The organism is Shewanella decolorationis, from assembly GCF_004354305.1.
Lineage (GTDB): Bacteria > Pseudomonadota > Gammaproteobacteria > Enterobacterales > Shewanellaceae > Shewanella > Shewanella decolorationis.
In genome coordinates this window covers 1,798,955-1,813,149 of the sequence record NZ_CP037898.1, presented here as the reverse complement: position 1 = coordinate 1,813,149, position 14,195 = coordinate 1,798,955, and the positions used below count along the sequence as shown (strand labels likewise).

The 14,195-nt window shown below is 47.2% G+C and carries 14 protein-coding genes; 6 read left to right on the top strand and 8 right to left on the bottom strand.

The features are described 5' to 3' along the window. Positions 1–76: 76 nt before the first annotated feature. Both EYR25_RS08365 and EYR25_RS08360 read left to right on the top strand, forming a co-directional pair. On the top strand, positions 77–1,099 hold the full coding sequence (locus EYR25_RS08365; RefSeq protein WP_133179281.1) for a zinc-binding alcohol dehydrogenase family protein: 1,023 nt from the start codon (positions 77–79) through the stop codon (positions 1,097–1,099). Further along, positions 1,096–1,380, top strand: a complete 285-nt coding sequence (locus EYR25_RS08360) for a putative quinol monooxygenase (protein ID WP_133179279.1) — start codon at positions 1,096–1,098, stop codon at positions 1,378–1,380. The genes EYR25_RS08365 and EYR25_RS08360 overlap by 4 nt, the downstream gene beginning before the upstream one ends. Before the next feature lie 60 nt (positions 1,381–1,440). On the opposite strand, the gene EYR25_RS08355 is transcribed toward EYR25_RS08360, so the two are convergent. From EYR25_RS08355 to EYR25_RS08340, 4 genes are all read right to left on the bottom strand, one after another. Further along, positions 1,441–2,172, bottom strand: a complete 732-nt coding sequence (locus tag EYR25_RS08355) for a fumarate reductase iron-sulfur subunit (RefSeq protein ID WP_023268959.1) — start codon at positions 2,170–2,172, stop codon at positions 1,441–1,443. Next, positions 2,172–4,178 carry a fumarate reductase flavoprotein subunit gene (locus EYR25_RS08350; RefSeq protein WP_133179277.1) on the bottom strand — a complete coding sequence of 669 codons (2,007 nt, stop codon included), beginning with the start codon at positions 4,176–4,178 and terminating at the stop codon, positions 2,172–2,174. Before EYR25_RS08350 ends, EYR25_RS08355 begins: the two co-directional genes overlap by 1 nt. Before the next feature lie 62 nt (positions 4,179–4,240). Further along, positions 4,241–4,912, bottom strand: coding sequence for a fumarate reductase cytochrome b subunit (locus EYR25_RS08345; protein WP_011627397.1), 672 nt, complete (start codon positions 4,910–4,912; stop codon positions 4,241–4,243). Positions 4,913–5,117: 205 nt separating this feature from the next. Then, complete coding sequence (locus tag EYR25_RS08340; protein WP_133179275.1) at positions 5,118–5,843, bottom strand: fumarate reductase cytochrome b subunit; 726 nt, start codon at positions 5,841–5,843, stop codon at positions 5,118–5,120. A gap of 442 nt (positions 5,844–6,285) precedes the next feature. Here EYR25_RS08340 and prmA point away from each other — a divergent pair, with 442 nt between their 5' ends. The 3 genes from prmA to fis all read left to right on the top strand — a co-directional run bounded on the left by prmA (position 6,286) and on the right by fis (position 8,632). Then, positions 6,286–7,167 (top strand): 50S ribosomal protein L11 methyltransferase, encoded by an 882-nt coding sequence (prmA, locus tag EYR25_RS08335; protein ID WP_023268963.1) that lies wholly within the window; start codon positions 6,286–6,288, stop codon positions 7,165–7,167. 174 nt (positions 7,168–7,341) lie between these two features. Then, positions 7,342–8,310: a tRNA dihydrouridine synthase DusB gene (gene dusB / locus EYR25_RS08330; RefSeq protein WP_023268964.1), complete on the top strand. Its 969-nt coding sequence runs from the start codon at positions 7,342–7,344 to the stop codon at positions 8,308–8,310. A gap of 16 nt (positions 8,311–8,326) precedes the next feature. Further along, positions 8,327–8,632, top strand: coding sequence for a DNA-binding transcriptional regulator Fis (gene fis / locus EYR25_RS08325; protein ID WP_006083371.1), 306 nt, complete (start codon positions 8,327–8,329; stop codon positions 8,630–8,632). Between the two features lie 88 nt (positions 8,633–8,720). On the opposite strand, the gene yjjG is transcribed toward fis, so the two are convergent. The 3 genes from yjjG to EYR25_RS08310 form a co-directional block, all read right to left on the bottom strand. Continuing rightward, on the bottom strand, positions 8,721–9,428 hold the full coding sequence (gene yjjG / locus EYR25_RS08320; protein ID WP_133179273.1) for a pyrimidine 5'-nucleotidase: 708 nt from the start codon (positions 9,426–9,428) through the stop codon (positions 8,721–8,723). Between the two features lie 198 nt (positions 9,429–9,626). Beyond that, positions 9,627–10,064, bottom strand: a complete 438-nt coding sequence (locus EYR25_RS08315; protein ID WP_243729947.1) for a DMT family transporter — start codon at positions 10,062–10,064, stop codon at positions 9,627–9,629. A 22-nt stretch (positions 10,065–10,086) separates the two neighbouring features. Further along, the gene (locus tag EYR25_RS08310) at positions 10,087–10,578 is read right to left on the bottom strand and encodes a DMT family transporter (RefSeq protein WP_133179271.1); all 492 of its coding nucleotides are present in this window, start codon (positions 10,576–10,578) and stop codon (positions 10,087–10,089) included. A 247-nt stretch (positions 10,579–10,825) separates the two neighbouring features. Here EYR25_RS08310 and EYR25_RS08305 point away from each other — a divergent pair, with 247 nt between their 5' ends. Continuing rightward, positions 10,826–11,710, top strand: coding sequence for a LysR family transcriptional regulator (locus tag EYR25_RS08305; RefSeq protein WP_133179269.1), 885 nt, complete (start codon positions 10,826–10,828; stop codon positions 11,708–11,710). Positions 11,711–11,843: 133 nt separating this feature from the next. On the opposite strand, the gene EYR25_RS08300 is transcribed toward EYR25_RS08305, so the two are convergent. Beyond that, positions 11,844–14,183 (bottom strand): DUF2357 domain-containing protein, encoded by a 2,340-nt coding sequence (locus EYR25_RS08300; protein ID WP_133179266.1) that lies wholly within the window; start codon positions 14,181–14,183, stop codon positions 11,844–11,846. Positions 14,184–14,195: the final 12 nt, after the last annotated feature.

The following is a 14,195-nucleotide window of genomic DNA, read 5'->3' as shown; positions in this document are numbered from 1 at the left end:
TTATCTAAGAATTAATATTTCACACAATGGCACTCAATGACAAGTGACTGACACGAATCGCCAGTGAGGAATAAATATGAGAGCCATAGGTTACCAAAGAGCAAGCGCGGTCAATGCGCACAATGCATTAGAAAACATCACACTAACTGAACCTACACCCAAAGGATTTGATCTATTAGTCGAAGTTAAAGCCATATCGGTTAACCCGGTTGACACCAAGATCCGCGCATCCAGCTCTGCAACCGCAGGGGAATATAAAATCCTCGGTTGGGATGCAGTTGGAGTTGTTAAAGCCGTGGGTAACAAGGTGAGTCTGTTTAAAGTAGGTGATGAGGTCTGGTACGCCGGCGATATCAGCCGCAGCGGTAGCTATGCCGAATATCAGTTAGTTGATGAGCGCATTGTGGGCCATAAACCGCAAACCTTAAGTTATGCCCAGGCTGCGGCGCTCCCCTTAACGAGTATCACGGCTTGGGAATTGCTGTTTGACCGTTTAGGTCTACCGCAGGACGCCTCAGCCACGGATGCACGCATTCTGATTATCGGTGCGGCTGGCGGCGTAGGTTCTATCATCACTCAACTTGCGGTCAAGCTGACTGGTGCCGAGGTGATTGGCACTGCATCACGGCCAGAATCCGCAACTTGGGTTAAAAACTTGGGTGCAGATGCAGTCATAAATCACAACAAGCCACTCTCGGAAGAACTAGCGCAGTTGGATATTGCCGACGTTACCCATGTGATTAGCCTGACTCAAACCGATAAGCACTTTGACGAAATCGTAAAAGTGCTTAGACCGCAAGGAAAACTGGCGCTGATTGACGATCCTATCGGTCCTTTAGATGTGATGAAGCTTAAACGTAAAAGCCTATCGCTACATTGGGAGCTTATGTTCACCCGCAGCCTATATCAAACTGAAGATATGATTGCCCAGCACCATCTGCTCAATCGTATCGCCGAGCTGATTGATACAGGCGCAGTAAAAAGCACCTTTGGTGAGCATTACGGCACTATCAATGCGCAAAACTTGCTTAAAGCCCATGCTCAAATAGAGTCGGGTAAGGCCATAGGTAAAATTGTGCTAGAAGGATTTAGCCAATGAAAATCACGGTTTTTGCGCAAATCCAAGCGCATCCAGGCCAAACTGATGCGCTGTTTAACTTGCTCAAACAGTTAGTGAGGGATACCCACACAGAGGCTGGTTGTTTTGAGTATACTCTGCATCGCTCTTTAGATAATGCAAATCACTTCTGGATGTATGAAGTGTGGCAATCTCAAGCAGCCTTAGATGCACATATGGCAAGTCCACACTTTAATGCTTTTGTAACCGCATCAGAAGAACTCGTTAAGCAGGTTGAGATCCATAAAACCTATGCCTGTTAACGCCCAAAAGTAAAGCGCCTAAAAAGGCGCTTTACTTTTTGAATCAAACAGCTAACAGAATTACACTAAGGTCATCGCCATTTTGCGGCGCAGATAGGCAATCTGCTGCATATGAGGTAAGTCCTTCGGACAGTTATCTTGGCAGCCGAGCAAAGTCATACAGCCAAATACCCCGTCCTGATTACCAATCACATGGTAGAAATCTTCAGCCGTACGCGCATCGCGACTATCGAGTTCAAAGCGGGCGATTTTCATCATCCCCACAGCACCGACAAAGGTTTCACGCATTTGCTTGGTCGCACAGGCAGACACACAAACCCCACACTCGACGCAGCGCTCTAATTCATAGAGCCGCGCCGCTTCCTCCGGCGCCATCGGCTCCTCGAGGCGATGGATACTGATATCATTCGCCTTTGGGTGTAACCACAGCTTTAAACGCTCGGCAAGTTCGCGCATAAACTTACCCGTGTTAACCGATAAATCACCAATCAATTCAAAGCCTGGCAACGGCATCAGGGTGATTTCGCCATTAGGGTATTTGGCGGTTAGGGTGCGGCATGCCAAAGTAGGGAAGCCGTTGATCACCATGGCGCAGCTACCGCAAATCCCTGCACGGCAGACAAAGTCAAACTGCAACGACGTATCTTGCTCTTCTCTGAGCTTATTGAGGGCAATAAATACCGTCATCCCCGGCGTTTCGGTGAGATGATAACGCACCATCTTCGGCTTATCGTTTGGCTCCTGCGGATCATAACGAAAAATATTAAAGGTTAACTGGCGACCTTGGCTCATTATGATTTTTCTCCTAGCGCATTGGCGGATGGTCTTTGTAAGGTATCGCTTAAACGTTCATTTTTAGCTTGTAGGCTCGGTGGCAACTCAAAGGGCATCAGCGCCGCTTGGCGTTGATATCGATCGGCGTCGTCACCCAGTCCTGCCAAAATCTCGGCAATTTGTTGCTCGCGTTTGGCGGTATCAGGGTGAGCAATGGCATTGTCGATACCATAACCCCGGTATCCCGGCGGCAGCTCCATCTTCATCACATCTAGCGGCTCGTAGCTTAATACGGGTTCTAACGCATTGGCATCAGGCCAACTGGCGAGAGTACGGTTGAGCCAGTCTCTGTCATTACGCTGCGGATAATCCTCACGGGCGTGGGCCCCACGGCTTTCGGTACGAGCGGCTGCGCCACAGGCTACCGTTAACGCCACCTTGAGCATGCGCTTCACCCTTAGCGCTTCTACCAGCTCTGGGTTGGCGTGGCGTTTCTTGCACTTAATCCCGAGCTTGCGTGAGCGCTCAAGCAGGGCTTTTAGCTCATTCACCGCTTTATCAAGCTCTGGGCCATTACGGAAAATCCCCACGTAGTCCATCATAATCCGCTGCATTTCGCGCTTAAGTTCGAAAGGGCTTTCATGGCCTTCGCCATCGACTAAGGTATCGATTTCTGTCTGTACCTGCTGCATAAACTTTTCGGCAAGCTGAGTGTCGATTTCGAGGCTATTATTTTCACAAAAATCAGCGACATATTTGCCAATAATCATGCCGCCAACTACGGTTTCGGCGAGCGAGTTACCGCCCAAGCGGTTAAAGCCATGCATATCCCAGCAGGCCGCTTCACCCACGCTGAATAAGCCCTTAAGCTGCGGACTCTCGCCCGTTGCCTTAGTGCGGATCCCGCCCATGGAGTAATGCTGTGTCGGGCGCACGGGGATCCAATCCTTAGCCGGGTCGATACCGAGGAAGTTCTCGCAAATCTCCTGCACTTCACGCAGGTTGGTTTCGATATGTTTGCGCCCAAGTAGGGTGATATCGAGCCATAAATGCGGGCCATAGGGGCTATCGACGCCCTTACCTTTACGCATATGCTCGGTCATGCGGCGAGACACCACGTCCCGCGACGCTAGCTCTTTCTTCTCTGGCTCATAGTCCGGCATAAAACGATAACCGTCTTTATCCCGCAGCAAGCCACCGTCACCGCGGCAACCTTCTGTGGTTAAAATCCCCACGGGCACAATTGCCGTGGGGTGGAATTGCACCGCTTCCATATTACCAAGGGTCGCTACCCCCGTTTCGAGTGCCAGCGCCTGACCTATCCCCTCGCAGATAATCGCGTTAGTTGAGACTTCATAAATCCGGCCATAGCCACCGGTAGCGATGGTGGTCGATTTCGCGACGTAGGCTCGCAATTCCCCCGTGATTAAACAACGGGCAATCACCCCGTGACAGCGTTGACCGTCGTGGATAATCGACAGCGCTTCGACGCGTTCATGGACGGGAATATCCATCGAAATCGCTTTATTATCCATAGCATAGAGTAAAGAGTGGCCTGTACCGTCAGCGGTGTAACAGGTGCGCCACTTTTTAGTGCCGCCAAAGTCGCGGGCATTGATCAGACCGTGGGCTTCTTCGGCTTCCTGCAACGTGACTTTTTGGGCGTTAACAATCACTTCCCTAGGCCCTGCACTCACGCGCGACCAAGGCACGCCCCAGTTGGCTAATTCACGTACCGCCTTGGGCGCACAATGGGCAAACATCCTAGCGACTTCTTGATCGCAGCCCCAGTCCGAACCTTTCACCGTATCTTGAAAGTGCACGTCTTCATCATCGCCCATGCCTTTAACTGCGTTGCCAAGGCTTGCCTGCATCCCCCCTTGCGCTGCGGCGGAGTGAGAACGTTTAGCAGGAATAAGCGATAACACTAAGGTATCCAGCCCACGCTCTTTAGAGGCAATGGCCACCCTCAGGCCTGCCAATCCGGCACCAACCACTAATGAATCGGTATAAATCAGTTTCACGCCTGCTCCTTAACGGGTACTGCTGTTATTGTTTTAGGACAACACTCTTTTGTTATATTTCGCTAACTCGCGTGGGGTAAAAATGCCAATAAGGAGGCAATCCCTACAGTGACAAACGCGATGCTCACAATGGTTTTGATCTTACGTAAACGGCTGCGACTATTGAGATCCCGCGCCGCGCCCCATTTTAGTGCCACGCGGTAAATCCCGATGGCAGCATGTAACTCAACCGTCAGTAATAGTGGCAGATACACCATCCACACACCTTGGTTCCAAATCCGCTCAGCGCTACCCTGCGGGCCAATGGTTTCAGGCGCCGAGCCGATAAGCCACAGATGCACCGGCAGCAATAACAGGATCACCACGCCCGTAATAGCCTGCCAACGCCAGAGACGAGTATCGCTGTGATTGATCACTTGCATCTGTTGTTGCAGCGCCCTTTGCTGGCGCAAACTCATGGGTAACTTTTGCAGCGCCACAATCACATGCACCAGTGCTAAGGCGGCAATACCGACGGCAATACAAGTCACCACCCAAGGATAGCCATGGCCATCACTGGAGAGAAAACTCAACTCCATAGTGCGAGCCACCCAGTTCATGGCATCGCCACCCAACAAAATGGACGACACCAACACTAAGTGAGTCCACAAAAACACCGCCAGAATGACACCCGACAAACTCTGGCTTAAATCCAGCCACGCACTCCATTTTTTTATACTTAGTTTGATTGCCATTACTTTCGCCTCGCGCCACAGGCTCCGTGAGCCCTGCTCATTAAGTTGTCCTCGAAAATTAATATCGCTCACAAATCCATCAAAAAACCTGAGTTAGATCAACTAGGAGGCGAATAATTAATCGAATGCTTAAATATTAGCAGCGAAACAAAATCCTGCTGCGCCCAATTCCATCATGGGATAACGCAGCAGTATTGGGTTTCAATCAATGGGGCACGTAGGGCTGCACGGGCACACTTAGCTCGCTACCGATAAACATATAGGAAACTAAGCTCGCGCTACCTAGGCATAACAAGTAGATAATCAATACCTTAGCAAGTTTGCGTAGGCCGGAGCGCTGGGTCGTAATGCCCCACTTCACTGCCACTCGGTATAAGCCAATCATGGCGTGGATAACCACTGCCGGTAGCAACAAGGCATAGAGCAACCAAGCGTTATCGTGATAGACACGCTCAGCCGATAAATGTGGGCCAATCTCAGGATTTAAGATCATGGTAAACAGATGTACTGGCACAAGGAAAAACAGAATAAAACCCGTGATCAACTGCCAAAACCAAGCATGGGTATCGCGGTGGTTAATGCCACCTAAGTGCGAGCGCAATGCCCGCCACTGCCCAAGCTGCGCCGGAAATCGTCTAAGGGCAACGGCGGCATGTAAAATCACCACCAGCAGCATAAATACTGAGAAGACTTTAGTGACAATCGGAAAGCCATGGCCACTACTGCTAAACATGCCACCTTCGAGCAACTGCACCATATGGTAAAAGGCCTCTTTGCCCAGCAGAATGCTCGACTCAAAATGCATATGTAACAATAGAAAGCATCCCAGCATAATACCAGTCGCGCTCTGTAGTCTGTCGGCCTTAGCCGACCAAGGGTGACCTATCCCCTGTATTTTCACGCTAGTGTGAACGCGCGTTACGCTTGTCATCTTGCTTTTACCCTTTAATGGTTTGTTGACGCCTCTTTGCAAACTACACCATAGCAGCAACAAAATACGCGGCTGAGTGTCACAGATTTAAAGCGTGAGGCAACTCACGGCATAAGCGTCAACTCTTAGAAGACGATCACAAAAAAGCCGTAAAAACCAAACAAAGGTAAAACCAATTAACCATTATATTTCATGGCGTTATATCAAAAATCGAAACGAGCGGTTCGATTTTGCGTACAACCAAAAGATGACAAGCTAACCCCTTGTCCAAGCTGAGATAAAGCTCAATTCCTACCGTAAATCCCCCTAATTGTTAGCGCGAATTTCTCAACACACTAAAACACAGTTACTGGTGTTAAATTGCCACCGAATTCTGCAAATTAGCGCGGTTTGGGTATACAATAGCGCGATATTTTTTAAACCTAGCCACAGGATTTTACCCATGCCTTGGATCCAACTTCGCATTAACACCAACAGTGATGATGCTGAAACCATCAGCGACTTACTTATGGAAGAAGGCGCCGTTTCTATTACCTTTGAAGATGGTAAAGACACCCCGATTTTTGAGCCTAAACTGGGCGAAACCCCTCTGTGGCAAGATACCGTAGTAGTTGCCCTATTCGAGGCTGACACGGATTTAGCACCGACTATTGAGATGCTGAAAACCCTGCCGTTTTTAGGTGAAAGCTTCAGCCACAAAATCGAGCAAATTGAAGATAAAGACTGGGTTCGCGAGTGGATGGATAACTACCACCCAATCCAATTCGGTAAACGCCTATGGATTTGCCCAAGCTGGCGTGAAGTCCCCGATCCAAGCGCAGTAAACGTGATCTTAGATCCGGGTCTGGCCTTCGGCACTGGTACCCACCCCACAACGGCGTTGTGTTTAGAGTGGTTAGATAGCTTAGATCTCAGCAACGAAGAAGTGATCGACTTTGGCTGCGGCTCAGGCATTCTCGCCGTAGCGGCGCTAAAACTGGGCGCGAAAAAGGTCACAGGTATCGATATCGACTATCAAGCCATCGAAGCCTCTAAAGCCAATGCCGAACGTAATGATGTTGCCGACCAATTGGCACTTTATCTGCCAGAAGATCAACCCGCCGATCTTAAGGCCGATGTGTTAGTTGCCAATATTCTCGCAGGCCCACTGCGTGAACTTGCCCCCCTTATCGCCGAGCGCGTCAAATCTGGCGGTAAATTAGCCCTTTCTGGACTACTTAAAGAGCAAGCGCAAGAAATCTCTGACTTCTATAGCCAATGGTTCGACATGGACGAAGCGGCTCACAAAGAAGATTGGAGCCGCTTGACAGGTAAGCGCAAATAACGCTAAAGGGTGGCGCAACATGCGCCACCACTGGCTTAGGCTTATTTTGTCGATGACTTCTCAAGGCTAAAAAGTCAAGAAAAAAAATTGCTCCTAGGTCATTTATTGACCTTTTCACGGCCAATAAAAAGGGCTACTATAGCGCCCCTTTGAAGAGCTAAGGTGAAACAGTAAATGCAGATTGGACCCTATCAACTGAAGAATCAGCTGATCGTGGCACCAATGGCAGGTGTCACCGATCAAGCTTTCCGCAATCTCTGTCTTCGTTATGGCGCAGCCTTAGCGGTGTCGGAGATGCTTTCATCGAATCCTGAAGTTTGGGACACAGATAAAAGCCGCCAGCGTATGACGCATTCCGGCGAGGAAGGTATTCGCTCAGTGCAAATTGCAGGTGCAGATCCAGAGTTAATGGCGCAGGCCGCCCAGTTCAACGTCGAACAAGGTGCCCACATCATTGATATCAACATGGGATGCCCAGCAAAAAAAGTGAATAAAAAGCTGGCAGGTTCTGCCCTAATGCAAAATCCACCCTTAGTGAAAGAAATTTTACAAGCCGTGGTTGCCGCAGTAGAGGTACCTGTCACGTTAAAGATTCGCACAGGCTGGGAGCCTGAACACAGGAACGGTGTTCAAATCGCCCAGATTGCTGAGGATTGTGGTATCGCCTCGCTCGCCGTTCACGGCCGCACGAGACAATGCATGTACAGAGGCAACGCCGAGTACGACACCATCAAGGCAATTAAACAGAATGTCTCGATTCCTGTTGTCGCAAACGGGGATATCGACAGTCCGGAGAAAGCCCGCTTCGTGCTGGACTATACCGGTGTCGATGCTCTGATGATAGGACGGGGTGCTCAAGGACGGCCTTGGATTTTCAGAGAAATCCAGCACTACTTGGATACGGGTAATAAGCTAGCGCCCATTGAGGTGGCTGAACAGCGTCAAGTGATGCTGGAACACCTCACCAAACTTTATGATTTGTATGGTGAATATAAGGGTATCCGCTTCGCCAGAAAACATATTGGATGGTACCTAGACCAAGAGGATCAGCGCCAATTCCGGGCTGACTTTAATCAGCTGGAAACCGCTGCAGAACAGTATTCCCTGGTGGAATATTATTTTGATGAATTAGTAAAGAATTAATAAAGAGCAGAATAGAATGTTTGATCAGACAACTAACACAGAAGTTCACCAGCTTACCGTTGGCAAAATCGAAACCGCAAACGGCACTATCAAGCCCCAGTTATTACGTGACGCTGTAAAGCGTGCCGTAACTAACTTCTTCGCACAGTTGGACGGTCAGGAAGCACAAGAAGTGTATGAAATGGTGCTAAGTGAAGTTGAAGCACCTCTGCTTGACATCATCATGCAACACACTCGCGGCAACCAAACCCGCGCAGCAAACATGCTAGGTATCAACCGCGGTACTCTGCGTAAGAAATTAAAGAAATACGGCATGAACTAATCTTTTCGATTAAGTGATTGTTAGGAAAGGGGTTAACCTGCAAAGGTTAACCCCTTTTCGCATTATATGTACAACAATATGTACCCCATTAAAGCCCCAGCATCTGTTGTAGCTCTCGATGGGAGCTCACTTGATAATGTGGGGTGATCCCTTCAGGCGCGGCATGGCCATGGACGTTATACCAGCAAGTGTGAAATCCCGCATTGATGCCGCCTTGAATGTCTGAATGAGGGTTATCGCCTACCATTAATACTTGCTCACGCGCAGGGTGCCCCATCAACTCTAGTGCATGCTCAAAAATACCCACATCGGGTTTTGCGATGCCGACTTTTTCTGAAATCACCAAAATATCAAAATGGTGCTGCAAACCAGTACGCTCTAAACGCACTGTCTGCAACTCGGTAAAGCCATTGGTGATAATCCCCATTTTGGCTTTCCCTTGCAGCGCGGCCAGCAATTCACGGGCACCGGGCAAGGGCGCACAAATCTCTGCCATAGCCGTTAAAAACGCACTGTTTAAGGTTTGTGGGGTCACTGTAAGCTTTGCCGCCCAAGGCTCAAAGCGGATGGTTTGTAGTTCGGCGGCGCTGATCTTGCCATCCTGATAAGCAACCCACAGCGGTTTATTTACCCTTTGGTATTCCTCAAAATCGGCCTGAGTAAAACTGACACCAAAGCCTGAAAACATCAGCTTCAACCCTTCGAAAGCATCGAAATAAAAGAGGGTTTCATCGGCATCGAAAAGCACCCAAGAGTAAGGTGCGGCCGAAGAATTAGCCTGACTTGAGAACGACATAACACTCCTAATAACAAAAAAAAATCAAATACTAAGCATGAAAAACTCTGCGACAAATTCCAAAATGATCAACACAACAGCCAATCGCAATCTAGGGTAAGTTCTCGCATATTGTAGATGACTAAGCAAACCGCTCGACACAAGATGATGAGATTGAAGGGCGATTAACGCCATATCACAATGAGCAATTCGCGTGCTTTACCTGGGCGTAGGTTGCTTCGCCCGATTAAGGAACACGACACCCGCTAACATCAAACATACTCCAACGAGCGACGCCCAATGCATACCGCTGGCACTAGATATTATATCCAGCACAACGCCTGTCAGCATCTGCCCACATATCACCAGCAAAGTACAACGCATCACCCCTAACGATGGCAATGCCCAACTATTTAGCACGACAAATAAAGCACCAATGACTCCACCAAGATACAAATACACGGGCGGCTGCACTTGTAGCTGATTTGCGCCACTCTCTAGGCAGATTATCCATGCACTCAAGACTACAAAGCCCACAATATGATTACAGCAAGATGCAATTAACGCATGGCTATGTTTTGCCAAAGCACTATTAAAGGTTCGGCTTAAGGCAATTAAACCGCCATTAAGCAGTGCGATAAGTACCATCAATTCCATTCAATTTCCCCTGCTACGCCAGCTAGTGTGAATAAATCACCAACATGGCTCCCAACAAAATCATCACCATAGCAATGACTTCTGTGAATCGAATGTGCCGCTTAACGACACCAAAATAACCGCAGCAGTCGAATATACAGCTCAAGATTAACTGCCCCACAAGCATCAAGGCTAAGGTGCCAGCCAAGGCTAATTCACTGTTGACTGTGACAGCGGCCAACACAACCGTCGCAGCCCCAGGAGCGCCACCTAAATACGCCCACCAAGGTAACAGAGATCGACTCGCATCGGCATTCAAAGCCAACTTGGCTTCTTTACTCATCAGCTTTTTTCTCAGTAAAAACAGCATCAACAATACTGTTATTGCACCAATACCATGAGCCATCCAAGATGCCAAAAGCGGTGAGCTATACATAGCAAGCTGGCTATTGAGCTTAATCATTAATGCCAGTAAAACGCCGGAACAGAGCGCCACAAAGGACATAAATAAGGTAAGTTTGTTTGACGTTTGCATCAAAACAGTCCATCCATTTTTGTTGCAAAATAGTCTACAGTGATAGTTTAGGCCTTATAATCCACCGTAATAGAAACTTATTGTTGAGCTTTAGCTAACAATTAATGTTAGTGATTTCCGCTTTAAGCGAGATGCGAGAAGCAAGTGAGGCTCTAAATCCCCTCATACTCAGCTTAAAGTGATAGAAATAAGCGACCTACAGCCGAGCCTCGACTGTTACAACATCGTTTTACAAAGGAAGCCCTGCATGGAACATTTTTCCGCCCTGCCCATTTTTGTCACTGTGGTCGAATGCGGTAGCTTTTCTGCGGCGGGACAAAAACTCGGACTGAGTAAATCAGCCATCAGCAAACGAATCACACAGTTGGAGCAACACTTAGGGATTCAACTATTACAACGCACCACCCGCAGTTTGAGCCTAACGGATGCTGGCGCGCGCTATTTCGAATATATTCGCCCCGCCGTGCAACTCACCCAAGAAGGATTAGATGCCATCTCCGAATTGCAGCAAACACCTAAAGGCAATCTGCGAATTTCCGTGCCTATGGTGTTTGGCCGCTTGTATATTGCACCTTTAATCGCTGAATTTTTAAAACGTTACCCCGATATTCAGCTGCAAGTGCAAATGGATGACAAGACCACAGATTTAATCGCAGGCGGCTTCGATTTAGCTATCCGCATCGGCGAACTGCCCGACTCCAGCCTTATCGCCCGCAAAATTGCCCCTTGTTTGAGCGTGATTTGCGCGTCCCCCGCGTATCTAGCTCAGCACGGTTCACCCATGACTCCTAGCGAGTTAACTCAGCACAACTGCTTGTTTTACAGTTACTTTCAAGATGGTGTGGAATGGAGTTTTCACAATCCCGATGGCGTGCAACGTGTTCAGCCCAAAGGCAACTATCAGGTGAATAATAGTGATGCTATCCACCAAGCCTGTCTCGATGGCCTTGGCATAGCTAACCTACCGCGCTTTATCGTAGAGTCCGATCTACAGGCTGGGCGTTTGCAGCCCATACTCACTGACTTTCCGCTACCCGAACACGGTATTTATGCAGTGTATCCACAGCGAAAATACCTCCCAACCAAAGTAACGGTATTGATTGAGTTTTTGATGGAGTTCTTAGCAAAGTAATTGGCAATTATTAGCTAGGGTTCAGGATAAATACGGCTTTACATAATGGTTATAACGAACATAACCACACAGCAAAAATAGACTAATGAAAACACATTTAAATCAGATAAAACAGCAACTGAATGCCAAGGTATTACCAATTCAAGTCTAGGTCGGTATAGAGCTGATAAGCTTCTTTCAGACCATCCCAATGGCTAATTTGTTGCAAATACTCTGCTTTAGTAAGCTTAAATTGAAAGTTTTCAGAATACGGTTTTACGATTGGCGTTGTTAACACTTCAGGCTCACCAACAAAATCAAACACCCAATAATGGTGATTGTCATTACTAAGCTTTCCAGTTAACTGCCGATCAATATCATGCCTTGGTAGTAACTTTACATTCGCAACACGATATAGAAATTTACCCAATTGATTCGGATCAGATGGATTAACACGTACTGTCAGTAACAGGTAGCGAATTTCACGCACAATATTACGATGAACATTCTGCCGATTCGTCGCCAAAAGCTGAGTATGGTAACCCGTTAAACGGCCAGTTCTTGCTCTGAGTAAATAATCACTATCACGATCAATTTCGTTTATCGGGGCCACCATAGTTAACCCATTGTGACGCACTATACTGCCGCCATAAGGGGCAATCCGCGCAGAATCCTCCACAAAATAATAATCATTAGATGGTGGCCTGAGATAACTAATTTTATTTGTGCCATTACCCAATTTATTGGCTAAATAACTCCGTAGCCAATGGTTATGAATATTTGGTTCTGCCGCCGATGGCAATAAAGCAAAAGCACCAATGCCAATCTCTTGAATTGCTTCATCGTAAGGATTTTGCTGAGTAGTTTGGTCGAAAAAGCCAGGATACAAAGCAAATGCGCCCATTACAGGGCGACTTTTTAGTGGCCTTTCATTCATCATTTTTTGCTGGTGAATAATGGCATCACGGTAACGATGCATTTGATTAATCGCATCTTCTGGTACACCGTCTTGTTCCTTACACAATTGCTTAGTATCAATTCGATACTTAGCATCGAACAAAATCAAAAATGATTCACTGTTAGCAAGTGTCACCCTTAACACAATATCAGGGCGCTGATTTGCCGACCAAGTACGATTTTCTTTCCCTTCTGGCGAAAAAGAAGGTTCATGGGCAAGCTCAATGATCATGCCATCACTTTGGCGATAATAAACAAAAGCAGCAGCCATGCTGTCTTCAGGAAATTGACGTTCAAACTGCACCTTTTTCAAGCTGCTTAACTTCTTTTCTTGCAACTGAAAGCCGAAGCTTTCAATCACGGTTTTTACTTCTAGGAAGCACCAAACCTCATAAATATCTGCTACAGACTTAATCGACAACTGCGCCTCACCATTATTGTTATCTAAATAATGCCTTAACTGTTGCCACACTTTATAGACTTTCGAATAGCCAGCACCCTGCTGTAAAACCTTTGACTCACTACTTTGCCCTTCAAACGCCCCAACCTCTTGCCATAGCTGATGCTTAGCATATTTTGATATCTGCCCAAGCCAAGCATCTAAAGTTTGCAAAAAAGAGTCAGACGCTTTCGACTCTTTACTCGAGCGAATACCTGCTATCAATTTCGTCAAATTAGCTTGGGTTCGCTTTAGTACCATTTTAATAAAGCGATTTTCTGGAGTGTTAATATTCAAGCGCTGCTGGGCAATCCCCATACGGCTTGATAGACGTTTTGAAGCAAGTAATTCTTTTGCTTGTTCTTGCTGTTTAGCACTGAGCTTTTTGTGAATACGATCTAGCTGCTTTTGCTGGGTAAAAGACTGCAAACGATTGTGTGGTGCATGTAAAACTCGATTAATACCTTGATTAAAATTAAACACTAAGCGCTCAAACTGCGCCAACCAAAATAGCTCGAACGGCTCAGATTTATGGCTCAATTTGCCTTGGGACTGACTGGTTTTACTACTAATGGTATAGCGCCATAGTGGATAAATCTGATCAATCTGCCTGTTCATCAGGGTAAGATCTTGGCTTTGCACCATTTTGGTTGCCAGCACGGTAAACTGTACAGGTACCGATTTATGCACGCCATCAACGATATATTTAATTTGAAATGCACAACGGCCGATATCATTGCCAAAATTGATCATGGCATGCAGCGTTTTTCGTCTCGGGCTGAGCATAAAACCTTGCTCGATTAGATTGTACTTATGACTTACTGCTGCCGTATTGATGTCAACACTGTCTTTAAATTCAATTTCAAACCAATACTGACGATTCTCAAAAAAGAATGGCTCAACCAAGGTGGCTCCTGTATCCGTTGCCACCAATTTGTCGCCCACAAAAACGGCAATATCCTCAGTCGGCAGGCTGAATGAGCGCTTCGCATAAGTGCTTGCCAGCCGCTTTCTTGGCTTATCTAACCCTTCCGCATAAACATAAAATTCAAAGTCATCATGGGTTACATACAAGGTTTCACGCGTTTGTTGCGCCATTAATCAATACCA